Raw genomic sequence first — 22529 nt, forward strand, 5'->3', positions numbered from 1 at the left:
GCTCTGGCCCTACCTCATACCGCCCTCCGGCCACGGTGACGACAGCCTCTGCGCCGTCGGTGCGACCGGACACCGCGTCACTCAAGGTGGTGGCCCCCGGCTACCAGAACCTGCGGATGGACGAGACGCACGAGTGGAGCTGGCACCTCCCCCGTCTGGCGTCGGCGGCGGAGCGCACCGGCTGCCCCGCCCGCCGGGACGACCCACGGGACGCGGCCCCCCACCCATTGCCCTGACCCGACGATGGCCCGCCGCCGCTCGAGACCCCCTACCCGAACCACCGATCAACCGAGCTGAGAGAAGACACAGATGCTGGAACTGGAAGAACTCGTACGAGACTTCGGCGATCACCGTGCCGTCGACCAGGTGTCCTTCCGGGTGTCCAGAGGCCGGTTGACCGGGTTCGTCGGTGGGAACGGTGCGGGCAAGACCACCACCATGCGCATGATCATGGGCGTACTGGCCGTGAACGGGCGAGATCCGCTGGGAGGGTGCCCCCGTCACGGCCGCCGACCGCAGGGACTTCGGCTACATGCCGGAGGAGCGGGGCCTCTACCCGAAGCAGACTGTCCTCAGCCAACTCGTCTATCTGGCCCGGCTGCGCGGCCAGAGCGCCGCCGACGCCCGCCGTCACATCCTCGAACTGCTCGAACGCCTCGGTCTGGCCGAGAAGAGCCAGTCCCGGCTGGAGTCCCTGTCCCTGGGCAATCAGCAGCGTGTGCAGATCGCGGCCGCCCTCCTTGGCACGCCCAAGCTGCTCGTCCTCGACGAGCCCTTCTCCGGGCTCGACCCGCATGCCGTCGACACGATGGCCGAACTGCTGCGGGAGTACGCGGAGACCGGCGTTCCGGTGCTCTTCTCCTCGCACCAGCTCGACCTGGTCGAGCGCCTGTGCGACGACCTGGTGATCATGGCGACCGGCCGTGTCGTCGGCAAGGGCGCTGCGGACGAGCTGCGTCACCGCGAGAAGCCGCTGTACCACCTGGTCACCGGCGCTCCGGCCGGCTGGGCCCACGCCGTCCCCGGCGTGACCGACGTCGAAGAACTCCCCGACGGAGCCCGCGTCGAGCTGGCCGCCGACGCCGATCCCGGCGCGCTCCTGACGGAGGCCCTGCGCCGGGGAGCCGTGCACGCCTTCACCCCCCTCGTTCCCAGCATCGCCGACGTCTACCGGGAGATGACCTCCGCATGAGCACCCTGACCTCGAACCCCGTGCACCGGTCCGAGACGTCGCCCGGCCCGAAGGGCACGCCCGCGGCTTCCGGCACCCCGTCCCGTACGGCCACCGCGGCCTCCTGGCGGATCGTCGCCGCCCGTGAGATCTCGGTGAAGCTCACCAACCGCGGCTTCCTGCTGTCGACGCTGGTCACCCTCGCCCTGATCGTGGGCGCGATCGGACTACAGCTCTACCTGGCCGACTCGATGGGGAAGATCACCGTCGCGGTGGACGACCAGCAGGCCGGTCGGATCGCCGGCCAGGCCGAGCAGCTGGCCGTCCGGGCGGACCAGGACGTCGAGATCACGGTGCGGCAGGAGTCGTCCGCCGATCAGGTCCGCGAGTCCGTACGGTCCGGTGAGGCCGAGGCCGGGCTGCTGTTCGAGGGCGGCCGCTGGGTCCTGCTCGGCGACACCGGGCAGAACGACATCGCCGCCACCTGGATCGGCGCCGCCGTGCAGTCGAACGCCCTCGACCGGAACGCGCAGGCCGCGGGCACCAGCCTGGGGGCCCTCAGCGAGGGGGCGGAGGTCAAGCACATCCTGCTTTCGGCCGACAAGACACCCGAGGGCGCGGTCCGGATGACGACGTACTTCTTCGGCTTCCTCTTCTACCTGGCCGCGGTTCTGCTCGGTGCCGCGCTGGCGACGAGCGTCGTGGAAGAGAAGCAGAACCGCATCGTCGAGCTCATCGCCAGCTCCGTGCCTCTGCGGTCCCTGCTCGTCGGCAAGATCGTCGGCTCCACGCTCCTGGCGCTCGCCCAGATGGCCCTGTTCTGCCTGGTCGGCATCGGCGGCCTGGTGTTCACGGGCGAGCAGGAGTTCCTCGCCGGCATCAGCTCGGGCCTGGGCTGGTTCCTCGTCTTCTACGTCGTGGGCATCGCGGTCCTGGCCTGCCTGTTCGCCGCCGCGGGCGCGCTCGCCACCCGGAGCGAGGACATCCAGTCCACCACGACGCCGGTGAACGCGATCACCGCGCTCGTGTTCATCGTCGGCGTCACCGTGTCCGGCAGTCTGCGGGAGATCCTCTCGTTCATCCCCCTTACCTCAACCGTCACCATGCCGGCCCGCGTCCTGGCTGGAGAGACCGCCTGGTGGGAGCCCGCCGTCGCGCTCGTCCTGTCGATTGCCGCCGCGGCGGTCATCGTCGGAGTGAGCAGCCGGGTGTATCGCCGGGCGCTCCTCCAGACCGACCGCAAGCTCTCGTTCCGCCAGGCCGTGAAGCTGACGGACTGACCTTCCCGCGCCACCCGAACCACCGGCCAGACACGCCGGTACAGCCAGAAACCCGACGTCACCCGGAAGGAACTCCGATGACCGCCTCCCGCTCCAACACCTCCCTCGCCGCGCTTCTGGCCGTGCTCGCCTGTGTGGAGGTGGTGCTGATCACCAGCGACGCCGCCGACGGCGTCCGCTACGGCGTCGGCGCGGCACTCGCCGTCACGATCCTCGTGGTGGTCGGCCGGCTCGCCAAGGGCGGCTCGTCCGACTGATCGGCCCCTCGACCGTGTCCGGGGTCGGCCGTACCGAGGCAGCCGGCCCCGGACCCTGTTTCAGCGCACGGATTTTACGCGTGTGAGACTGCAACCTGCCTCACCGCCATCCCTTCTCTTCCTCATGTGGAGCCGCCCATGAACTCCTCCCACCAGGTATCGATCACCGGTCCGTCCGGGGTGCCGCCAGAGACCGCAGCGATCCGCTTCGTGGCCTTCCTCCCGGACGGATGGCATGCCGAGGTCAGCGAATTCCAGGAGAACCTCGCCCGCCTCCTGATAGTGGCCCCGCCCGGAACCACCACGTCCGAGGTCACCCGAATCGCCACTGACATCTTGTCCCGGCCCGGCCTTCAGGGTTGGCTCCTGGCCTCCCACTGACGCACGACCCGGGAACGGCGCACCGACGAAGAGTCGGAAGTCGCAGGTCAGGCCGCGATAGGTGAAAAAGGCTTGACTGAGGTGACGAGGGTGCCCAGGCGCAGCCGCTCGGTGGCGGCCGCCGCGGCGGTCAAGGTCGGCACCGCGCCGAACCACGGCCCGTCGCGGAAGGTCCGCCACCGAATCGGTTATGACGAGGGTGCCTGGGGAGGTTCGGCGGAAGACCTGGTCGGCGCCGATGTCATCGGTGGCCCGCACCTCCGGATCGAATGTGTGGGCGATCTCGCGGATCGCGAGGACGTCGGTCTCGGTGCCGGCGAAGTGCGGACGGCGCCTGAGGGCATTCACGCCGGGACGGGGAGCCGAGGCGGATCCAGGACCACGGGGAGGGCAGGTGGGACGGGCAGACGATGGCCGGGAAGGCGGACGGGTCGGGTTCAGCCGGGAAAGCGGAGGAACTCCGGCGGTACGGAGTCGGTCAGCCAGACCCCGTTCGCGCTGACGTAGAAGAGGTGGCCGGCGCGGTGCATCGCGCCCGCGTCCACCGAGAGGATCACGGGCCTGCCACGGCGGGCGCCGACGCGGGTAGCCGTCTCGCGGTCGGCCGAGAGGTGGACGTGGAGCCGGTTCATGGGGCGCAGCCCCTCGGTGCGGATCGTGTCGAGGGCGCGGCCCACAGTGCCGTGATAGAGGTACGCGGGCGGCTCGGACGGAGGCAGGCCGAGGTCCACCGGGACGGTGTGGCCCTGGCTCGCCCGAATACGGTCGCCTTCGATCGCGTAGCGCTGTTTGTCATTGGCGGCAACGACATGGTCGAGCTCGGCACGGGTGATGGGGAAGCCGTGCCGAGCCGCGGCCCGGAGCAACTCGTCGATCGTCACCCAGCCGTTCGGGTCGAGATGGATCCCGATCCGCTCGGGCTGGTGCCGCAGATGCTTTGCGAGGTACTTGGACACCTTGACGGTGCGTCTCTCGTCCATCCGGACAGAGTGCCTGTGGCGATCTCGTCGGCGCACCAGAATTTGCTCACGATTCGCACCAACGATTTTCGTCCACAGGTTTGATCCACAACCAACTGCGGTTATCCACAGGTTAATTGGCCATTCTGTGGACAAGTGACGTCGTAATCAACCGTTTTGGGTAACTTGCCTTGATTCGTGGCTTGATGTGGCAAGTGCATCCAATGCCCTGGCCTGTACCTCGCGTTCAGTGGCGGCGGCGACAAAGGCAGCGACGTTCTGCGGACCAACCAGGCGCTTTACGGCCTGCATTGTTTCCGGCGGCAGTGGTACGGAACGAGGCTCGCTCGTCGAGAGTCCCGGGGTGAGCGGTGTGTCCGCGCCGAGATGGTGCTGCAGATGACGCGTGGCGAACGTCCGCATGGCCCGGGCCAGTTCCGCGTCCACTGTCTGCTGCGCGAGCGGGCGGAGCCGACGGACCAGCGAAGCGGCCTCGGCCGCATCCGCGTCCGTCGGTGGACGATGGCCGAGGTAGCGAGCGAACACATGCTCCGTGGTGAACTCCAGGAAACGGGAGGCGATGTGCTCGACCTGTCCCCGAAGTTCCCGCAGATGGCCGGAGATTGCGGTGAGCGGCACCCCTGCGGCGTGCAACTCGACGGCTACAGAGAGCTCTTGTGGGCTCGGGACCAGGAACTCGTCGCCCCGGCCCGGGATGCACTCCAGTACTCCGAGCTCGACCGCCTCGGCGATCGCCTGGTCGTCCTGCATGCCGCCGAACTTCGCATGCAGCTCGTCCCGGGTGATCCGGTCGGCCTGCTCGTCCGTCCACGGGCCGTGCACCTCGGCGACGAGCCCGAGCACCCCGCCCAGCCCGCGTCCCGCGTCCCACGCCTCCAGCAGCTCCTTGATGCTGGCCAGCGTGTAACCGCGGTCCAGCAGGTTGGCGATCTGCCGGAGCCGGGCGAGATGCGTGTCCCGGTACACATTGGCCCGGCCGCGCCGCTCCGGCGTCGGCAGCAGCCCCCGGTCCTGATAGGCCCGGATCGTGCGGACCGTGGCACCGCTCGCATGCGCCAGGTCCTCGATCCGGTACTCGACGGCGGAACGCGTCGTTGCCGCGGACGGCCCGGCCCCGCTCACAGCGGCGGCTTCAGCCGGGCGATCCCGCGCAGCGCGCCGGGACTGAGCCGGGACAGAAACCGGGCGGCTCGCGCCTCCGGTGTCACCGGCACCACGGCCCGGTTGTGCGCCACGGCCTCGAGGATCGCGTCGGCGACCTTCTCCGGCGGGTAGTTACGGAGCCCGTACAGCCGGCTGGTCCGCTTCCGCAGACGCTTCTCCTCATCGGCGTCGGCCCCGGCGAAATGCGTGGTCGCCGTGATGTTGGTGTTGACGATGCCGGGGCAGATGGCGCTGACCCCGATCGACCGCTCGGCCAGTTCGGCCCGCAGGCACTCGCTGAGCATCAGCACGGCCGCCTTGGAGGTGCTGTACGCGGGCAGCGCCCGGGACGGCTGATACGCGGCGGCGGAGGCGGTGTTGACGATATGGCCGCCCTGGCCGCGCTCGGCCATCTGCCTGCCGAAGATCCGGCAGCCGTGGATGACACCCCACAGATTGACGTCCAGGACGTTCTTCCAGTCCTCGCTCGTGGTTTCCAGGAAGGAGCCGGACAGGCCGATCCCGGCGTTGTTGACCAGGACGTCGACGATGCCGTACTCGGCGGCGACCTTCTCGGCGAGCTTCTCCATCGCCTGCTCGTCGCTGACGTCCACCGCCTCGCCCCAGGCGGCGGGGGAGCCGATCAGACGGGCCATCTCCGCCGTTCTGGCCGCCCCTTCCGCGTCACGGTCCACGGCCACCACCCGGGCGCCCGCCTCCGCGAACGCGAACGCGGTGGCCCGCCCGATACCGCCCGCCGCGCCCGTCACCAGGACCAGCTGACCGCCGAACCGGTCGGCGTACGCCCCGGTCGGTGCGGTGTCCGGGGCCGGCCGCCCGTCTTCCAGCGCCGACTCGTTGGCGGCGACGAACTCGCTGATCCAGGAGGCAAGCTGGTCCGGGCGGGTGCGCGGCACCCAGTGCTTGGCCGGCAGGGAGCGTCGTACCAAGTGCGGCACCCACAGCTCCAGTTGCTCGTACAGCTTCTCCGAAAGGAAGATGTCACCCGTCGGCGTGATCAGCTGGACCGGCACATGCGCGTACGCGTCGGCACGCGGTCTGCGCAGCCGGGCGCGGACGTTGTCCCGGTAGAGCCAGGCGCCGTGCGCCGCGTCGTTCGGCAGGGACGGCGTCGGGTAGTCGCCCGCGGGCACCTTCTCCATCCGCTGGAGTATCCGCGGCCACTGCTTGCCGAGCGGGCCGCGCCAGGCGAGCTCCGGCAGCACCGGCGTGTGCAGCATGTACACGTACCAGGACTTGGCCCCCTGGCCGAGCAGCTGACCGACCCGGCGCGGGGTGGGCCGCGTCATCCGCTGCTTGATCCAGTGACCGAAGTGGTCCAGGGAGGGACCCGACATCGACGTGAAGGAGGCGATCCGGCCCTCGGTGCGTATGACCGTCGCGAACTCCCACGACTGGACCGAACCCCAGTCGTGCCCGACCAGGTGCACCGGCCGGTCCGGACTCACCGCATCGACGACGGCCAGGAAGTCGTCGGTGAGCTTCTCCAGAGTGAACCCGCCTCGCAGTGGCTCCGGAGCCGTCGACCGGCCGTGGCCGCGCACGTCGTACAGGACGACGTGCCACCGCTCGGCCAACCGCGCCGCGACCTGCGTCCAGACTTCCTTGCTGTCCGGATAGCCGTGCACCAGCACGACCGTCGGACGCGTCTCGTCGCCCAGCTCGGCGACGCACAGCTCGATCCCGCCCGTACGCACCCGGCGTTCGCGGAACCCCGGTACATCCTGCAGACTCACGCCGCCACCCTCTCCTCGGCCCAGCGCCGCACATGCGGCAGATCGTCGTCCAGCCAGAAGGCGCTCTGCTCGGGGTCCTTGGAATCGGTGACGACCAGGATCTCCTCGAACTTCGCGCCCGTACCCCGGAATCCGAGATGGGGTTCGACCGCCCACAGCCCCGGCTGCGGCGGGTGGTCGGAGAAGCGGTACGGACTCCACAGCGGAGACCAGCCGTCCCGGTGCCCGTGCACCGCATCGCTGACGAGGCCCTTGAGCGACTGCGTACCGAACCCGAACACCCGCGGTGACCAGCGGCGCTCAGCCACGCGGTCGACCTTGTGGGCGATGACGCCGAAGGGATAGGTGCGGTGCCTGTTGGCGTACCCCTGTTTGATCATCAGGCGCTCGACGTCCTCATAGATCTCGCGCAGCGGACGTCGCTCACGCACCTCGTCCAGGATCAGTGCGCGGTGGACCTCAAGATCGGCAAGGAGCTTGTCGTGCAACGGGTTGAGCCCGAGACAGCCGGAATATCCGATGTCCGCCGTGAACCCCTTGTACACCGGAGCCATGTCGAGGATGAACGGCATCCCGGGCTCCAGCTTCCGGTTGGTCGGGAAGAACTGCAGCGGCACCTTGAAACCGGCGAACGCCGTGCGGTCCCCGAACCAGGCGAACGGGAGATGGAACCAGTCACGGACCCCTCGCTCGCGCAGCCACTCCCGCTGCATCCGGGCTGCCTCGCGCTCCGTCACCCCCGGTTCGAGCCGTGCGGCGACCGCCTCCGCGCAGGCGTACGCGAGGCGTTGCACCTCTCTGAACCCCTGGAGCTCCTGGGGCCGTCCGTCCTTCACCGGTGAGGCCATGCCACCGTCCGTCCCATGCCGTGCGGTACGCGCTCGTAACGTGACACTGATGAATGTGACAATGTCCGGCGGCTGCGTCAAGGGGTGCGCAAGACCTGTGGACAACTCCCCGAGCTCTCCCCTCAGGCCCTGTTCCCGGTCACCGCCCCTACCTTCGTCGTCCTCCCTCGCGGGGTCCCCCTACGGGGCCGTACGACTGGAGGCTGACGCGGATCCAACCGCCTGGTCTGACGACTGGTGTGGCCCGCGCCACTACTGTCGAAGATGTGACTGTGATCGCGACCGAAAGCCTGAGCAAGCGGTTCCCCCGGGTGACCGCGCTTGACCGGCTCTCCCTGGACATCGGGCCCGGTGTAACCGGCCTGGTGGGCGCCAATGGAGCCGGCAAGTCCACACTGATCAAGATCCTGCTGGGTCTGTCCCCCGCCACCGAAGGCCGGGCCGCGGTGCTCGGGCTGGACGTCGCCACCAGTGGTGCGGCCATCCGGGAACGGGTCGGCTACATGCCCGAGCACGACTGCCTGCCGCCGGACGTCTCCGCCACCGAGTTCGTCGTCCACATGGCGCGGATGTCCGGACTGCCGCCGACGGCAGCGCGCGAGCGCACCGCCGACACGCTGCGACACGTCGGTCTGTACGAGGAGCGCTACCGCCCCATCGGCGGCTACTCGACCGGCATGAAGCAGCGCGTGAAGCTGGCCCAGGCGCTGGTCCACGACCCGCAGCTGGTCCTCCTCGACGAGCCGACCAATGGCCTGGACCCGGTCGGCCGCGACGAGATGCTCGGCCTGATCCGCCGCGTCCACACCGACTTCGGCATCTCGGTCCTGGTGACCTCCCACCTTCTGGGAGAACTGGAGCGCACCTGCGACCATGTCGTCGTCATCGACGGCGGCGCGCTGCTGCGCTCCAGTTCCACCAGCGACTTCACCCAGACCACCACGACCCTCGCGGTCGAGGTCACCGACAGCGACGCCCACCCCGACGGCACGGACGCACTGCGCCGGGCGCTCACGGCAGCCGGTGTCAGTCTTCTGGGCCGCGACGGAATCGAGGCGGACGGTCTGCCGGGCGCCGGTCACATCCTGCTGATCGAGGCCACCGGCGAGGAGACGTACGACGTCGTCCGCGACAGCGTCGCCGGGCTCGGACTCGGTCTCGTACGGATGGAACAGCGGCGCCACCACATCGCCGAGGTCTTCCGTACCGAAGGCACCGCAGAGACCGCGGAGACGGTCCTGGCCGGAGCCGCACAGCAGAAGGGGAGCGGTCGCGATGAGCACTGAGACCGGGGCCGTGACCGGGAGCGAGACCACCCGGATCCACAACATCGGGTACCGCTCCTACGACGGCCCGCGCCTGGGCCGCGGATATGCCCGCCGTTCCCTCTACTCGCAGTCGTTGCGGGGCTCCTTCGGACTGGGCCGTTCCGCCAAGTCCAAGGTGCTGCCGATGCTGCTCTTCGGCGTGATGTGCCTGGTTGCGCTGATCATCGTGGCCGTCGCGATGGCCACGCCCAACGCGACGAAGCTCGTGATCAAATACACGGACTTCGCGATCTATCTGCAGGCCGTCATCGGCCTCTTCATCGCCTCGCAGGCACCGCAGTCCGTCTCCCGGGATCTCCGTTTCAAGAGCGTCCCGCTGTACTTCTCGCGCCCTATCGAACGGGTCGACTACGTCGTCGCCAAGTACGCCGCGATGGCATCCGCCCTGTTCATCCTCACCGCGACACCGCTTCTCGTGATGTATGTGGGAGCCCTGCTGGGGAAGTTCGACTTCGCCGACCAGACCACGTGGTTCGGACAGGGGCTGGTGTCGGTGGCCCTGCTCTCCGTGCTCTTCGCCGGACTCGGCCTGGTGATGGCCGCACTGACTCCGCGCCGCGGCTTCGGCGTTGCCGCGGTGATCGCCGTACTGACCATCTCGTACGGAGCGGTCTCCACCGTCCAGGCCATCGCCTGGGGGACGGGCTCGGCGGGTGCCGTGCAGTGGCTGGGGCTCTTCTCGCCCATCACGCTGATCGGCGGCGTCCAGAGCGCGTTCCTCGGTGCCACCTCCGCCTTCCCCGGAGGCGAATCACCGGGCGCCGGGACAGGCATGGTGTATCTGATCGTTGTCCTCGCGCTCGTCGCCGGCTCGCACGCCGTACTGATGCGCCGCTACCGGAGGGTCGGGCTGTGACCACCATCGAGATCGACCACACCTCGCGCTGGTTCGGCAATGTGGTCGCCGTCAACGACGTGAGCATGACCGTGGGCCCCGGCGTGACCGGACTGCTCGGCCCCAACGGTGCGGGGAAGTCCACGCTGATCAACATGATGGCCGGGTTCCTCGCACCGTCGACCGGCAAGGTCACCCTCGACGGCGCGCTGATCTGGCGCAACGAGGAGGTGTACCGGCAGATCGGCATCGTCCCGGAGCGGGAGGCGATGTACGACTTCCTCACCGGCCGCGAATTCGTCGTCGCCAACGCGGAACTGCAGGGACTCGACGAGGCTGCCGCGCAGAAGGCGCTGGCCACGGTCGAGATGGAGTACGCGCAGGACCGCAAGATCGCCACGTACAGCAAGGGCATGCGGCAGCGCGTGAAGATGGCGTCCGCGCTGGTCCACGAGCCGTCCGTGCTGCTGCTCGACGAACCGTTCAACGGGATGGACCCCCGCCAGCGGATGCAGCTGATGGAGCTGCTGCGGCGGATGGGCGCCGAGGGCCGTACGGTCCTGTTCTCCTCCCACATCCTCGAAGAGGTCGAGCAACTCGCCTCGCACATCGAGGTGATCGTGGCCGGACGGCATGCAGCGTCCGGTGACTTCCGGAAGATCCGCCGGCTGATGACGGACCGTCCGCACCGCTATCTCGTACGGTCCAGCGACGACCGCGCCCTCGCCGCCGCGCTCATCGCAGACCCGTCGACGGCCGGGATCGAAGTCGACCTGAGCGAGCAGGCGCTGCGTATCCAGGCGGTCGACTTCGGACGGTTCACCACGCTGCTGCCGAAGGTCGCGCGGGAACACGGCATCCGTCTGCTGACCGTCTCGCCGTCCGACGAGTCCCTCGAATCGGTCTTCTCCTATCTCGTAGCGGCCTGAGTAGTGGCCTGAAAGGAGCTGTGAAGCGTCATGTACAACCCCACAGTCGCCCGGCTCACCTACCGGGCCCTGCTCGGCCGGCGCAGGGCTGCGATCCTCTTCGTCCTGCCCGCGCTGCTGATCGTCATCGCCGTCGCGGTACGGGCGTTCGCCGGGGCCGATGACCAGGTCGCCGCCGATGTGCTGGGCGGTTTCGCCATCGCCACGATGGTGCCGCTGATCGGTGTGATCGCCGGTACGGGGGCCATCGGCCCCGAGATCGACGACGGATCGATCGTCTATCTGCTGGCCAAGCCGGTGAAACGGCCGACGATCATCTTCACCAAGCTGATCGTGGCGATCGCCGTGACCATGGTCTTCTCCGCCCTGCCGACATTCGTCGCGGGCATGATCCTCAACGGCAACGGCCAGCAGATCGCGGTGGCGTACACGATCGCGGCGCTGGTCGCCTCCATCGCGTACAGCGCGCTGTTCCTGCTGCTCGGCACGGTCAGCAGGCATGCGGTGGTCTTCGGCCTGGTCTACGCGCTGGTGTGGGAGGCGCTCTTCGGCAGCTTCGTGCCCGGGGCACGCACGCTCAGCGTGCAGCAGTGGTCGCTCGCGCTTGCCGAAAAGGTCGGCGGGGAAGGCGCGATCACCTCAGAGGTCGGACTGCCGCTCGCGACGGTTCTGCTGGCGGCTGTCACGGTGCTCGCCACTTGGTACGCGGGTCAGAAACTGCGCACGCTGAAGCTCGCCGGCGAGGAGTGAGCCGAAGGGCTCTGCTGCCCCTTGTGTCCGTCAACCCCTGCCCTTCGGGCGGGGGTTGACGCATGAACGGACAGTCGTACGCGTAACTGTACGGTTATCGGTTCGTTGTTCAGGGGGCGTGGAGGCAATGAGAATCCGTGGCGTCGTAGCGTTCGTGAAATTGGGGATTGCCGACTCCGGCGAGGCGGTGCCGGCCGGGTCGGTCATTGGGTGAGTGGCAACCGTGAGCGTCCTCCGCCCCTGAAGCCCGGGGAGAGGGCTGTCCATCGTCGTTTTCGCGAACGTAAGGCATGCCCATGCCCACGGAAGTCGCCCTGCTCGAATCGCGCGCGCTGCGCGTCGAGCAGATGGGGCGCGTCGACGTCCTCGACAAGGTCAAGAGCCTTGTCATGCTCCCTGACGGAATTCACGTCCGCACAGAGGATGTGGCTCGTTACTTCGAAGTATCCACAGTCTCTGTCAGAAGGCTGACTGACCGGCACCACAAGGAGTTCGCGGAGAACGGCATGTGCGTGCTGCACGGTGCTGAGCTGCGATCTTTCCATAGCGACATCGAGTCGCTATGGAAGGGTGAGGGGGTGAAAAGTTATCCACAGGCTGCCACTCAGCTGAGGCTGTTCACCCGTAGGACCGTGCTCAATGTCGCGATGCTTCTTCGCGATAGCGACATCGCTCGGTGCGTCCGCACCTATCTGCTCGACGCGGAGGAGGATCTGCGGGCGGGGTACGCCTCGCTCGATCGGCGCGTCACTCGCGTCGAGAGCTGCCTGGCCGGAGTCGGCTCGGCGCTCCAGGAGCTCGGGCCGGTACTCAACCGGATGTCGCACCGGCTCGACAGCCTCGACCGCAGGCTGGAAACCACGAATCGGGTCGTCGGCGCGATGAGTGTCCGGCTCGGGGACATGTCCGAGGACATCGTCCGTATCGATGCGCGGATGGACGACTTCGTCCGTCAGCTCCAGGATCTGCGACGTCACCGTAGGCGCCGCTGATTACCGTCCGCCGCTAGCTGTCCGCCCACGGCCAGGCGTACGTGGGCCGGGGGCGGACAACGAGCACGCCCCGTCGGTCGTCGCCGCTCGAATAATGGGTGGCGGACAAGGACGGCGCCAGGCACAGTGATTGAGGAAGGCACGCCACAGGACCGGGAGAGGAGCGCGACGATGACTGAGAGTACGAGTCCGTCGAGTTCCCACCAGGGCGGGCTGGAGCAGGCGCCGGAGTAACCATCACTTCACTCCGCTGAGCCGCTCCCAGCAGGACGCCCGGGGCGGCTTTTTTGCGCGCATCGCGCGGCCGCCCACCCGGAGGATTGGCCGAGTGGTAAGGCAGCGGCTTGCTAAGCCGTGGTCGGGGCTGTCGACCCCGCGCGCGTTCGATCCGCGCATCCTCCGCACAGACACCCGGCGCGGACAACCCCGCGCCGAGGCCGCACACGATCACGGGCCGGGCGCATGCCTGCACCCGGCCCGTGCTTCTCCGCGTTCACGTGGTCTGCGGAGCCGCCTGGTGCCCCTCCCGGCAGGCTTTGCCCCGTCGCGTCGTCCAGCACGCCCGCTCGCCGCGTTGGCCACAAGCCCTGGTAGCGCCTTCCCCAAGCTCTCAACTTTGTTCGAGCAGGGGAGACCCCACTGGGGGACGTCCGGCCGCCTTGCGATCGCACGCACTGGACGACGCTCCTCATGGGGCAAACATTGCCGGTCACGGCACTAGAGCAGCCGCTCCAGCACCACAGCGATGCCATCGTCCTCGTTCGAGGCGGTGATCTCGTGCGCGACGGCCTTCAGGTCGTCATGCGCGTTGGCCATCGCGACACCCCGCTGCGCCCAGGCGAACATCGGGATGTCGTTGGGCATGTCGCCGAAGGCGAGTGTGTCCGCCGCCTTCACGCCCAGCCGGCGCGCCGCCAGCGAGAGCCCGGTCGCCTTGCTCAGCCCCAGCGGCAGGATCTCCACCACGCCCGGGCCTGCCATGACCACGTCCACCAGGTTGCCGACGGCCCCACGCGCTGCGTTCGCCAGTGCGTCGTCGTCGAGTTCCGGGTGCTGGATGTAGACCTTGTTCAGGGGCGCGGACCACATCTCGATCGCGTCCTTCACGAAGACGGCCGGCAGGGGCCCTTCCTGTACGCGGTAGCCGGGACCGACCAGCACCTCACCGTCGAGCCCGTCGCGGCTCACCGCCAGCGCCAGCGGCCCGACCTCCGCCTCGATCTTGGCGAGCGCGAGGCCGGCGAGCTGGCGGTCCAGCGTCAGCGACGTCAGCAGCTTGTGCTCGCCCGCGTGGTAGACCTGCGCGCCCTGGCCGCAGACCGCGATGCCCTGGTAGCCCAGGTCGTCCAGGATGTGCCGGGTCCACGGGACGGCCCGCCCGGTGACGATGATGTGCGCGGCGCCGTCCGCGGTGACGGCGGCCAGTGCCTCGCGGGTGCGCTCGGAGACCGTGTCGTCGTTACGCAGCAGCGTCCCGTCGAGGTCGGTGGCGACGAGCTTGTACGGGAAGGTCACTTGGCGACCGGTTCCAGGACCTCGCGCCCGCCCAGGTACGGACGGAGCACCTCGGGGACCCGTACCGAACCGTCTGCCAGCTGGTGGTTCTCCAGGATCGCCACGATCGTGCGCGGTACGGCGCAGAGCGTGCCGTTCAGCGTGGCGAGCGGTTGGAGGACCTTCTTGCCGTCGCGGGTGTCGCGCATCCGGACGGAGAGGCGGCGCGCCTGGAAACCGTCGCAGTTCGATGCGGACGTCAGCTCGCGGTACTTGCCCTGGGTCGGGATCCACGCCTCGCAGTCGAACTTCCGGGAGGCCGAGGCCCCCAGGTCGCCGGTGGCCACGTCGATCACCTGGAACGGCAGCTCGAGGCCGGTGAGCCACTGCTTCTCCCAGTCCAGAAGACGCCGGTGCTCCGTCTCGGCGTCCGCCGGGTCGACGTACGAGAACATCTCGACCTTGTCGAACTGGTGGACGCGGAAGATGCCCCGGGTGTCCTTGCCGTACGTACCGGCCTCGCGGCGGAAGCACGGCGAGAAGCCCGCGTAGCGGAGCGGCAGCTTGTCCGCGTCGATGATCTCGTCCATGTGGTAAGCGGCGAGCGGGACCTCGGAGGTGCCGACCAGGTAGTAGTCGTCCTTCTCCAGGTGGTACACGTTCTCCGCGGCCTGGCCGAGGAAGCCGGTGCCCTCCATCGCGCGCGGGCGGACCAGCGCGGGGGTCAGCATCGGGATGAACCCGGCCTCGGTGGCCTGCGCGATCGCGGCGTTGACGAGGGCGAGCTCCAGCAGCGCGCCGACACCCGTCAGGTAGTAGAAGCGCGAGCCGGACACCTTGGCGCCGCGCGCCATGTCGATCGCGCCGAGCGCCTCGCCGAGCTCCAGGTGGTCCTTGGGTTCGAAGCCCTCGGCGCCGAAGTCGCGGATGGTGCCGTGCGTCTCCAGGACGACGAAGTCCTCCTCGCCGCCGACCGGCACGTCCTCGTGGACGATGTTGCCGAGCTGCAGCAGCAGGCTCTTGGCCTCCGCGTCGGCCTCGTCCTGCGCCGCGTCGGCCGCCTTGACGTCGGCCTTCAGCTGCTCGGCCCTCTTGAGCAGCTCGGCGCGCTCCTCGGGAGAAGCCTTGGGGATGAGCTTTCCGAGCGATTTCTGCTCGGAACGGAGTTCGTCGAAGCGGACACCGGACGACCTGCGCCGCTCGTCGGCGGAGAGAAGGGCGTCGACGAGCGCGACGTCCTCTCCACGGGCGCGCTGGGAGGCGCGAACACGGTCGGGGTCCTCACGGAGCAGGCGAAGGTCAATCACCCCTCCAGGCTACCGGTGTGCGCTTCCGTAGCTCGAACCGATATTGCCAAGCGTGTCACTTTGCCCGAATTGCCGGAATTGGTAAAAGGGGGGAATCGTCGCCCGCGATCGATCCCGGCTGTCAATAAGGAGCCCCTATTCCCCTAAATGGGGCAGAAAGGGCTTTCGCCCTTGACGTATCAGCCATGCGCGCAGGGGGAGTTGGGGGCGCTTGTCCACAGGGGTGGGAAGTCCCCCAGGGTTATCCACAGGCTGTGGGGGAGATCTGTGGACACAGGAAGAGATCATTCCGAAAGCCGCATGAGGGCTCATGGAATCCCCGTTCAAACTCACTGCACACACTCATTCGGGTGGGAATTCCTCGCCCTAAGGAGTTGATCAATGGAATTGAGATGACACGGGCGGCCTGTAGCCCTGTGGGTGACTGTGGGGCGAATGGGGCGATTTGTCGACCATGTCATATTGAGGTGTCGACTTGTCCCCAGGTCGAGAACCGCCCCTGTGGATAACTCTTGTGGATTGTGAAAATCGGCAGGTAATACTGGCGATGTGCGCACGCAGCCGGGCAGGGAACCCAACCCCGCTATTGGACCAGGCGTCGGGCCAGGTCGTCAGCGCCGGCCATCACGCCAGGCCAATCAGGCCCGATCGTCCGGTTCCCGGTCAGGCGCGGCCGTCCTGGACCCGGGCCAGCCAGTCCGAGGCGTCCGTGAACTCCCTGTCCGACGTCCCGTCGCGCAGCGGTCGCACGTCCTCCGGCGCCACCCCCGCACGCGGATACGAACCGAGGAACCGCACCTTCGGGCAGATCCGCTTCAGCCCCATCAGCGCCTCCCCGACGCGACGGTCCGCGATGTGTCCCTCGGCGTCGACCGCGAAGCAGTAGTTCCCGATGCCCGCCCCGGTCGGCCGCGACTGGATCAGCATCAGGTTCACCCCGCGCACCATGAATTCCTGGAGAAGTTCGAGCAGTGCGCCGGGGTGGTCGTCGCCCAGCCAGATGACCACCGACGTCTTGTCCGCGCCGGTCGGCGCCGCGGGCCGGGCAGGGCGCCCCACCAGCACGAAGCGCGTCTGCGCGTTCTCCGCGTCGTGGATCTCCGTCACCAGCGGTTCGAGGCCGTAGGTGGCCGCCGCGAACTCACCGGCGAAGGCGGCGTCGTACCGCCCTTCCTGTACCAGCCGCGCACCGTCCGCGTTGGACGCGGCCGACTCCCATACGGCCTCCGGCAGATGGGCCGCCATCCAGTTGCGTACCTGTGGCTGTGCCGCCGGGTGCGCGGTGACGGTCTTGATGTCGTGCAGCTTGGTGCCGGGCCGCACGAGCAGCGCGAAGGTGATGGAGAGCAGCACCTCGCGGTAGATCATCAGTGGTTCGCCGGTGGTCAGCTCGTCGATGGTCGCGGTGATGCCGCCCTCGACGGAGTTCTCGATCGGTACGAGGGCGGCCGCGGCAGCCCCGCTCCGTACCGCGTCCAGAGCCGCCGGTACGGAGACCATCGGGACAAGTTCCCGAGTGGCGGCTTCCGGGAGCGTACGGAGGGCGACCTCGGTGAAGGTGCCTTCGGGACCGAGATAGGCGTAGCGCGTGGCGGACATACCGTCACCCTAATGCGCCTTGCCCGCTCAGGACTCCAGGAGCCGCTGCCCCACGTATTCCCCTTTCGCCGCACCGCCCGGCACTGCGAAGAGGCCGCTCGCCTCGTGCCGGACGAACGGCGACAGCGCATCGCCCCGGTCGAGTTTGCGCTGCACCGGCACGAATCCCTTCAGCGGATCCGCCTGCCAGCAGATGAACAGCAGCCCGGCATCGGGAGTGCCGTCGGCCGCGATGCCGTCGTGGTACGAGAAGGGGCGCCGCAGCATCGCAGCCCCGCTGTTCCGCTCGGGGGAGGAGATCCGGGCGTGGGCGTTGCCCGGGATCAGCAGCTTGCCGTCGGGGCCCGCCTTGTCGAGGTCCATCGGGGTGGTCTCGGTGCCACCGCTCAGCGGCGCGCCGTCCGACCTGCGCCGCCCTATGACCCGCTCCTGCTGCGTCACCGGGAGTTTCTCCCAGTCGTCGAGCAGCATCCGGATCCGCCGTACGACCGCGTAGGACCCACCGGCCAGCCAGGTGTACTGCGCCTCGTCGCCCGCCTTCGGCTGAGACGGTACGAAGATGCGCCGGTCGAAGTCGCTCTCCGAGGGTTTCGGGTTTCCGGTGCCGTCGATCTGCCCCATCAGATTGCGGGCGGTTGCCGGCGCGGCCGTGGCCCCGGGGGTGCGGTTGAAACCGTTCATCTGCCAGCGGACCCGGGCCGTCGTGGCGGCCTCCTTCTGGATGGCGCGCAGCCCGTGGAAGGCGACGAGCGCGTCGTCGGCGCCGATCTGCACCCAGAGGTCGCCGTGGGAGCGCTTGGCGTCGAGCCGGTCGGCGGAGAACGGCGGCAGGGGATCCAGCCCGGGCGGCCGGTGGTCCGCCAGGCCCGTGCGTTCGAAGAAGGTGTGCCCGAAGCCGAAGGTGATGGTCAGCGAGGAGGGGCCGGCATCCAGCGCGATCCCGGTGTCGTGGTCCGTACCGTCCGCGCTGCCCCCACTGAGGGGTTCGCCGGCCATCAGGCGCTGGGCCACGTCCGACCAGCGGCGCATCAGGGCGGCGGCTTCCTTCCGCCCTGCACCGGGCGCCAGGTCGAAGGCGATGAGATGGCCACGTGCTTGAAGCGGAGTGGTGATCCCCGGTTGGTGTTTCCCGTGAAACATTGCCTCGGTCGAGCCGACCGTCGTCAGTGCTGTCGGCTCGTCGGGGCGGGCTGCGGCGTAACCGATCGCACCGCCCGCCGCGCCCAGCACCAGTCCGGTCGCACCGGCCACACCCACGCTGCCGAGCAGCCGCCGCCGGGAGATCTCGCCGGTGGAGCTCTCCCCGTTGCTTCCGGTCTTCTTGATGTCTGTGCTCACGTTGCTGTCTGTGCTCACGATTCCGCTCAGCCGATCTTCACGTTCTTGCCGATGGTGGTCTGATCGATGTCCGACGTACGGACGGTCACCGCGACCTTCCAGTCGCCCGCCATCGGGATCTGGACGCCGCTCGCTGTCCAGTGCCCTTCGGTGAGCCGGTCGGGGAGGATGGGCAGCGGCCCGATGCCCTTGGACTTCAGGGTGAAGGCGAGCTTCACCTCGGGGACGTCCATGGGCTGTCCGTCTGGTCCGTCGATCCAGAGGTGAAGCCCGTTGGCGCCGGTTCGGCCGGGGTCGATGTCCATCCGGACCGTGCCCTTGCCGTTCCGGCCTCCGGTGTCGAACGGCAGGCTCAGCGTGACGGGTCCTTCGGCCGCGGGCGCGGATGCGCCGGTCGAGGCCCGGGCCGCTTCCTCCTCGGTACGTCCCGGCTCGGTCGAGGTCAGTACGGTCGTCACTGCCAACAGCGCCACCGCGACGCCCACTTCCGCCAGCACGGAGCGGCGGAGTCCGGACCGCTCGGAGTCGGCATCGCGGATCCGCTTCTTCGTGGCGGTTGCCACTGCGGCTTTCTGCCGGGCGAGCTGGGCGGCTCGTGACGGGTCCTCGGACTCGTCCGCAGGTTCGCTCTCCACCTCGGCGGAGGCATCCGCGTCCATCTGGGGGTCCACCGCGGTCCCGGCCTCGGTCGGGGCCGCCGTCAGCCGAGCCGTCCATCGCCGCGAGATCCACGCGACCCCGACCAGTACGGCGACGAGTCCCACCTTCGCGAGCAGCAACTGCCCGTACCCCGTGCCCGTGAGCGCGGACCAGGAGCCCACCTGGCGCCAGGACTGGTAGAGCCCGGTCGCGGTGAGCACGAGCACGCTGCCGAACGCGATACGGGAGAAGCGCCGTACCGCCGTGGCTCCGATGTCCGGCGTCCGGTACAGCGCGACCAGGAGTGCTGCGAGTCCGCCCAGCCAGGCGGCGCCGGCGAGCAGATGCAGCACGTCGACCGGCATGGCGATGCCGGGCTGGATCCCGGTCGAGGCGTGCTCGGTGAGCGCCCACGTCCCGGCGATCCCGGCGGCGATGACCGCGCCGCCGATGGCCAGTCCGAACGTGAGGTCCTTCTTCTCCCGCTCGTCCTCGCGTTTCGCGTACGCCCCGAACAGGACGGCGATGAAGAGTGCGGCGGCCCCGAGCAGCAGCAGCCGTGAGACCAACGCGGCCCCGGGCTTGGTGTCGAGCACGGCCTTCAGGCCGTCCAGGTCGAAGGCGTCCGCGAGCTTCCCGGAGCCGGTGTACGGGCTCCGCAGCAACAGCATGGCCAGGGTGGCTGTGGTGAGGGTCAGCCAGCCGCGCACGACCAGACGCTGCAGCGGGCGCGCGCCCGCCCCGCGCTGCCAGCAGGCCAGGACGAAGGCCGCGCCACCGGCCAGCACGATGAACCCGGCGTACGCGGCGTACCGCGCGATGCCGTAGAGCGCGCCGACCAGGCCACCGCCGGCCTGGTCCGACGGGAGGGCGACGGTGGTCTGGGAGGGGGCCCCGATGGAGAAGGTGAAGGCACCGGAGACCGGGTGGCTGTCCGCGGAGACTGCCTGCCAGGCCACGGTGTACGTACCGTTGGGCAGCCCGGAGTGGAGCGTGACGCCGTACTTCACGGTGGAGCCGCTCTGCAGATCACGCGGAGCCGCACCGGTGTCGGCGCGCTTGCCGCCGGGGTCCAGGACCCGGATGGAACCGTCGCCCATGGCGACCTGTTCGGAGAAGGTGAGCGTGACCTCCTTGGGTGCGGTGGCGACCACCGCCCCGTCCTGCGGATCGCTCCCGGTGAGCGCGGCATGTGCGGACGCGGGTGCCGCGCCGCCCAGCAGCAGGCCCGCCACCATGGTGACGAGCGCGGCGAGGAGTGCGGCCGCGGCGAGTGGCCGACGCATCGGGGGCACGGACGGGGACGGCCCGAAGTGCGGGGCGGTGGCTGTCATGGTGTGTCAGTCCCTCACTGCTTCTTCGGGTTGTGGGTGGTCTCCTTCACGGGAAGGTCGACCGTTATCGGGTCGGCCTTCTCGAAGTGCAGTTCCACGGTCACCGTCTCGCCCTGCTTGGGGCGCTCCTTGAGCGCGGTGAACATGATGTGACTCCCGCCGCGCTCCAGATCCAGCTCGCCGTCGGCGGGCACCTCGAAGGACGTCACCATGCGCATCGTCTGGTTCTTCGTCTCGTGGATCGTGACGTGGTCCGAGAGCGGGCTGGTGACCGACGTGAGCCGGTCGGAGCTGCCGCCGGTGTTCCGCACGACGAGGAAGCCCGCCGCCATGTCGCTGACGGGCTGCGGCATGAACGCGCCGGTCACCTTCAGCTCGGGCTTGCTGTCCGAGGCCGAGCATCCCGCAAGCGCCAGCCCGGTGGTGAGGGCGAGGGCGCCGGCGAGGGTGGTGCGGCGGTTCACGGAGTCTCCCCCTTGATGATCTTGGGGAGGTCCTGGGTGTAGTCGTCGGGCGAGGTGTCCTCGCTGTACAGCACGTACCCCTTGTCGGTCTTCGGGGAGAACGCGATGACCTGCGACCCGTGCATCGAGACGACCGTGCCGTCCTTCTCCTTTTTCGGCGGGTCGATGCCGATGCCGATCTGGCGTGCGCCCGCCTGGATGGTCGGGAAGTCGCCGGTGAGGCCGATGAAGGAGGCGTCCTGGGCCTTGAGCCAGCTGCCCAGCGAGGGCGGGGTGTCCCGCTCGGGGTCCGTGGTGACGAAGACGACCCGGAGCTTGTCCTGGTCGGCCTTGGGCAGGGACTTCTTGGCGATGGCGATGTTGCTCATGATCAGCGGGCAGACATCGGGACAGTTGGTGTAGCCGAAGTAGATGAGCGTCGGCCTGCCCTTGGTCTGCTCACGCAGGTCGTACTTCTTGCCGTGGGTGTCGGTCAGGACCAGATTCGGCTTGGTGAACGGCTGGTCGAGCACGGTCGCGGCCTTGGTCTTCGCCTCGGCGGAGACATCGGCGATGGGCTTCTTGGCACTGTCGTCGCCGCTGCCGCAGGCCGACAGGGTGAGTGCGGCCGCGGCGACGAACGCCGCGACCAGCACAGTCTTCTTACGCATGGATCGCTGATTCCTGATGGGTCGGTGAAAACGGGGGGGGGGGGGGGCTCGGGGCCCTCTTCCGGATCAGGCCGGGCTCCTGGGCCCGGGACCGCGTGTCTGCGGCCCGATCCGGAAGAGCGGCCTGATCCGAAAGTGAGGGCCGGGGGTCTCAGACGTTGCGGCGGCGGCCTGCGAGGAAGCCGAAGGCCACCCCCGCGATGCCGATGGCGATGCCTACCACTCCGAGGACACGAGCGGTGGTGTCACTGGAGGACGAGGCGGTAGCAGCTTCCGTGTGCTCGTCCTTCGCCTCGTCGGCGGTCGCCGCACCGCTCTTGTCGTCGGCGGTGCTGCCGTGCTCGTCGGTGGTCGCGGCGGTCAGCTTGAGGACCGGCGCCGGGCTCTCGGGCTCCTCGGCGCCGTCCTTCTGCTCCTCGATCCAGCGGACGACTTCCTTGTTGTCGTACGTCTGGATGGCCTTGAAGACCAGTTGGTCGGCGTCCTCGGGGAGCTGGCCGACGGAGAGCGGGAACTGCTGGAACTCGCCCGGGCGGATACCGAGGTCGTTCTTGCTGCCCTCGGCGGTCCAGGTGACCTTGGAGACGGCCTCGTTGATCTTCTGGCCGTGCATGTCCAGCGGCTTCGCCAGCTTGCTCTTGGTGACGTCGATCTTCCAGCCGGGCACCGGCTGCGGCATTACGGAGGCCAGCGGGTGGTCGGTCGGGAAGTTGACCTCGAGCTTGGTCGTCGAGGCGTCGTCGCGCTCGTTGGGGACCTTGAAGTTGATCGTGGCGTAGCCGCCCTTGGCTGCCTCTCCCTGCGGTTGCACGCTGACGTGCGCGGAGGCCGTACCGGCGAGGATCAGCACGGTGGAGGCGGCGACGCCGCCGACCAGGGCGATGCGGGAAACGTTCATGGCAGGAATCACTCCACAGAAGCACGAAGGAAGGGTGGTCCGCCGCACAGGTGCGCGACGGCATCGCGACACCTCTTCCTCACGTGCGGCGTGCGTGCACCGTGCTGGGCGGGCGCCACCGGGCATGGACCGGGTGATGACCGCGAACGGTTCGT

22 protein-coding genes, 1 tRNA gene and 2 pseudogenes are annotated in these 22529 nt (G+C 68.8%); 12 read left to right on the forward strand and 13 right to left on the reverse strand.

Features of this window, described 5'->3' with window-relative positions; genetic code table 11:
• Positions 1–35 precede the first annotated feature (35 nt).
• The 6 genes and pseudogenes from ACWD6R_RS09685 (at position 36) to ACWD6R_RS09710 (ending at position 3089) form a co-directional block, all read left to right on the forward strand.
• On the forward strand, positions 36–236 hold the full coding sequence (locus ACWD6R_RS09685) for a hypothetical protein (RefSeq protein ID WP_451818206.1): 201 nt from the start codon (positions 36–38) through the stop codon (positions 234–236).
• A 73-nt stretch (positions 237–309) separates the two neighbouring features.
• Positions 310–417: pseudogene (locus ACWD6R_RS09690) on the forward strand (ABC transporter ATP-binding protein); the annotation flags it as partial.
• A gap of 115 nt (positions 418–532) precedes the next feature.
• Positions 533–1192 carry an ABC transporter ATP-binding protein gene (locus ACWD6R_RS09695; RefSeq protein WP_451818207.1) on the forward strand — a complete coding sequence of 220 codons (660 nt, stop codon included), beginning with the start codon at positions 533–535 and terminating at the stop codon, positions 1190–1192.
• A complete protein-coding gene (locus ACWD6R_RS09700) occupies positions 1189–2451 on the forward strand; it encodes an ABC transporter permease (protein WP_451818266.1) in 1263 nt (420 codons plus the stop codon). The genes ACWD6R_RS09695 and ACWD6R_RS09700 overlap by 4 nt, the downstream gene beginning before the upstream one ends.
• Positions 2452–2528: 77 nt before the next feature.
• Positions 2529–2708, forward strand: a complete 180-nt coding sequence (locus ACWD6R_RS09705; protein WP_451818208.1) for a hypothetical protein — start codon at positions 2529–2531, stop codon at positions 2706–2708.
• Between the two features lie 138 nt (positions 2709–2846).
• Positions 2847–3089, forward strand: coding sequence for a hypothetical protein (locus ACWD6R_RS09710; protein ID WP_451818209.1), 243 nt, complete (start codon positions 2847–2849; stop codon positions 3087–3089).
• Between the two features lie 77 nt (positions 3090–3166).
• Here ACWD6R_RS09710 and ACWD6R_RS09715 read toward each other — a convergent pair.
• The 5 genes and pseudogenes from ACWD6R_RS09715 to ACWD6R_RS09735 form a co-directional block, all read right to left on the reverse strand.
• Positions 3167–3274 (reverse strand): annotated as a pseudogene (locus tag ACWD6R_RS09715) (LLM class flavin-dependent oxidoreductase); the annotation flags it as partial.
• A gap of 252 nt (positions 3275–3526) precedes the next feature.
• Positions 3527–4069 (reverse strand): RNA 2'-phosphotransferase, encoded by a 543-nt coding sequence (locus tag ACWD6R_RS09720; RefSeq protein ID WP_451818210.1) that lies wholly within the window; start codon positions 4067–4069, stop codon positions 3527–3529.
• A gap of 147 nt (positions 4070–4216) precedes the next feature.
• The gene (locus ACWD6R_RS09725) at positions 4217–5191 is read right to left on the reverse strand and encodes a MerR family transcriptional regulator (protein ID WP_451818211.1); all 975 of its coding nucleotides are present in this window, start codon (positions 5189–5191) and stop codon (positions 4217–4219) included.
• Positions 5188–6969 carry an SDR family oxidoreductase gene (locus ACWD6R_RS09730; protein ID WP_451818212.1) on the reverse strand — a complete coding sequence of 594 codons (1782 nt, stop codon included), beginning with the start codon at positions 6967–6969 and terminating at the stop codon, positions 5188–5190. The genes ACWD6R_RS09725 and ACWD6R_RS09730 overlap by 4 nt, the downstream gene beginning before the upstream one ends.
• Positions 6966–7817: a M24 family metallopeptidase gene (locus ACWD6R_RS09735; RefSeq protein WP_451818213.1), complete on the reverse strand. Its 852-nt coding sequence runs from the start codon at positions 7815–7817 to the stop codon at positions 6966–6968. The genes ACWD6R_RS09730 and ACWD6R_RS09735 overlap by 4 nt, the downstream gene beginning before the upstream one ends.
• Positions 7818–8089: 272 nt before the next feature.
• Here ACWD6R_RS09735 and ACWD6R_RS09740 point away from each other — a divergent pair, with 272 nt between their 5' ends.
• The 6 genes from ACWD6R_RS09740 (at position 8090) to ACWD6R_RS09765 (ending at position 13053) form a co-directional block, all read left to right on the forward strand.
• On the forward strand, positions 8090–9103 hold the full coding sequence (locus tag ACWD6R_RS09740; protein WP_451818267.1) for an ABC transporter ATP-binding protein: 1014 nt from the start codon (positions 8090–8092) through the stop codon (positions 9101–9103).
• A complete protein-coding gene (locus ACWD6R_RS09745) occupies positions 9093–10001 on the forward strand; it encodes an ABC transporter permease (protein WP_451818214.1) in 909 nt (302 codons plus the stop codon). Before ACWD6R_RS09740 ends, ACWD6R_RS09745 begins: the two co-directional genes overlap by 11 nt.
• Entirely contained in the window at positions 9998–10909 is a 912-nt protein-coding gene (locus ACWD6R_RS09750) for an ABC transporter ATP-binding protein (RefSeq protein ID WP_327245346.1), read from the forward strand. Before ACWD6R_RS09745 ends, ACWD6R_RS09750 begins: the two co-directional genes overlap by 4 nt.
• Before the next feature lie 30 nt (positions 10910–10939).
• Positions 10940–11659, forward strand: coding sequence for an ABC transporter permease (locus ACWD6R_RS09755; protein ID WP_451818215.1), 720 nt, complete (start codon positions 10940–10942; stop codon positions 11657–11659).
• Between the two features lie 296 nt (positions 11660–11955).
• Positions 11956–12651 carry a hypothetical protein gene (locus ACWD6R_RS09760; RefSeq protein WP_451818216.1) on the forward strand — a complete coding sequence of 232 codons (696 nt, stop codon included), beginning with the start codon at positions 11956–11958 and terminating at the stop codon, positions 12649–12651.
• 314 nt (positions 12652–12965) lie between these two features.
• Positions 12966–13053: transfer RNA gene (locus ACWD6R_RS09765), tRNA-Ser, on the forward strand.
• A 315-nt stretch (positions 13054–13368) separates the two neighbouring features.
• Here the strand turns inward: ACWD6R_RS09765 and ACWD6R_RS09770 are convergent.
• The 8 genes from ACWD6R_RS09770 to ACWD6R_RS09805 form a co-directional block, all read right to left on the reverse strand.
• Complete coding sequence (locus tag ACWD6R_RS09770) at positions 13369–14166, reverse strand: HAD family hydrolase (RefSeq protein WP_451818217.1); 798 nt, start codon at positions 14164–14166, stop codon at positions 13369–13371.
• On the reverse strand, positions 14163–15452 hold the full coding sequence (gene serS, locus ACWD6R_RS09775) for a serine--tRNA ligase (RefSeq protein WP_451818218.1): 1290 nt from the start codon (positions 15450–15452) through the stop codon (positions 14163–14165). Before serS ends, ACWD6R_RS09770 begins: the two co-directional genes overlap by 4 nt.
• 663 nt (positions 15453–16115) lie before the next feature.
• Positions 16116–17051: a prephenate dehydratase gene (gene pheA / locus ACWD6R_RS09780; protein WP_451818219.1), complete on the reverse strand. Its 936-nt coding sequence runs from the start codon at positions 17049–17051 to the stop codon at positions 16116–16118.
• 27 nt (positions 17052–17078) lie between these two features.
• Entirely contained in the window at positions 17079–18389 is a 1311-nt protein-coding gene (gene efeB / locus ACWD6R_RS09785; protein ID WP_451818220.1) for an iron uptake transporter deferrochelatase/peroxidase subunit, read from the reverse strand.
• 26 nt (positions 18390–18415) lie between these two features.
• Positions 18416–20362: a copper resistance CopC/CopD family protein gene (locus ACWD6R_RS09790; protein WP_451818221.1), complete on the reverse strand. Its 1947-nt coding sequence runs from the start codon at positions 20360–20362 to the stop codon at positions 18416–18418.
• Between the two features lie 14 nt (positions 20363–20376).
• Positions 20377–20826: a copper chaperone PCu(A)C gene (locus ACWD6R_RS09795; protein WP_406420970.1), complete on the reverse strand. Its 450-nt coding sequence runs from the start codon at positions 20824–20826 to the stop codon at positions 20377–20379.
• The gene (locus ACWD6R_RS09800) at positions 20823–21476 is read right to left on the reverse strand and encodes an SCO family protein (RefSeq protein WP_451818222.1); all 654 of its coding nucleotides are present in this window, start codon (positions 21474–21476) and stop codon (positions 20823–20825) included. Before ACWD6R_RS09800 ends, ACWD6R_RS09795 begins: the two co-directional genes overlap by 4 nt.
• A gap of 151 nt (positions 21477–21627) precedes the next feature.
• Entirely contained in the window at positions 21628–22374 is a 747-nt protein-coding gene (locus ACWD6R_RS09805) for a YcnI family copper-binding membrane protein (protein ID WP_451818223.1), read from the reverse strand.
• Positions 22375–22529 lie beyond the last annotated feature (155 nt).

It is taken from the genome of Streptomyces sp. NPDC005151, assembly GCF_053599875.1.

Coding starts and splice junctions, on each gene's coding strand:
- ACWD6R_RS09805 (WP_451818223.1), bottom strand. CDS start 22,374: ATGAACGTTTCCCGCATCGCCCTGGTCGGCGGCGTCGCCGCCTCCACC.
- ACWD6R_RS09760 (WP_451818216.1), top strand. CDS start 11,956: ATGCCCACGGAAGTCGCCCTGCTCGAATCGCGCGCGCTGCGCGTCGAG.
- pheA (WP_451818219.1), bottom strand. CDS start 17,051: ATGTCCGCCACGCGCTACGCCTATCTCGGTCCCGAAGGCACCTTCACC.
- ACWD6R_RS09755 (WP_451818215.1), top strand. CDS start 10,940: ATGTACAACCCCACAGTCGCCCGGCTCACCTACCGGGCCCTGCTCGGC.
- ACWD6R_RS09695 (WP_451818207.1), top strand. CDS start 533: ATGCCGGAGGAGCGGGGCCTCTACCCGAAGCAGACTGTCCTCAGCCAA.
- ACWD6R_RS09705 (WP_451818208.1), top strand. CDS start 2,529: ATGACCGCCTCCCGCTCCAACACCTCCCTCGCCGCGCTTCTGGCCGTG.
- ACWD6R_RS09800 (WP_451818222.1), bottom strand. CDS start 21,476: ATGCGTAAGAAGACTGTGCTGGTCGCGGCGTTCGTCGCCGCGGCCGCA.
- ACWD6R_RS09745 (WP_451818214.1), top strand. CDS start 9,093: ATGAGCACTGAGACCGGGGCCGTGACCGGGAGCGAGACCACCCGGATC.
- ACWD6R_RS09735 (WP_451818213.1), bottom strand. CDS start 7,817: ATGGCCTCACCGGTGAAGGACGGACGGCCCCAGGAGCTCCAGGGGTTC.
- ACWD6R_RS09720 (WP_451818210.1), bottom strand. CDS start 4,069: ATGGACGAGAGACGCACCGTCAAGGTGTCCAAGTACCTCGCAAAGCAT.
- ACWD6R_RS09700 (WP_451818266.1), top strand. CDS start 1,189: ATGAGCACCCTGACCTCGAACCCCGTGCACCGGTCCGAGACGTCGCCC.
- ACWD6R_RS09790 (WP_451818221.1), bottom strand. CDS start 20,362: ATGACAGCCACCGCCCCGCACTTCGGGCCGTCCCCGTCCGTGCCCCCG.
- ACWD6R_RS09710 (WP_451818209.1), top strand. CDS start 2,847: ATGAACTCCTCCCACCAGGTATCGATCACCGGTCCGTCCGGGGTGCCG.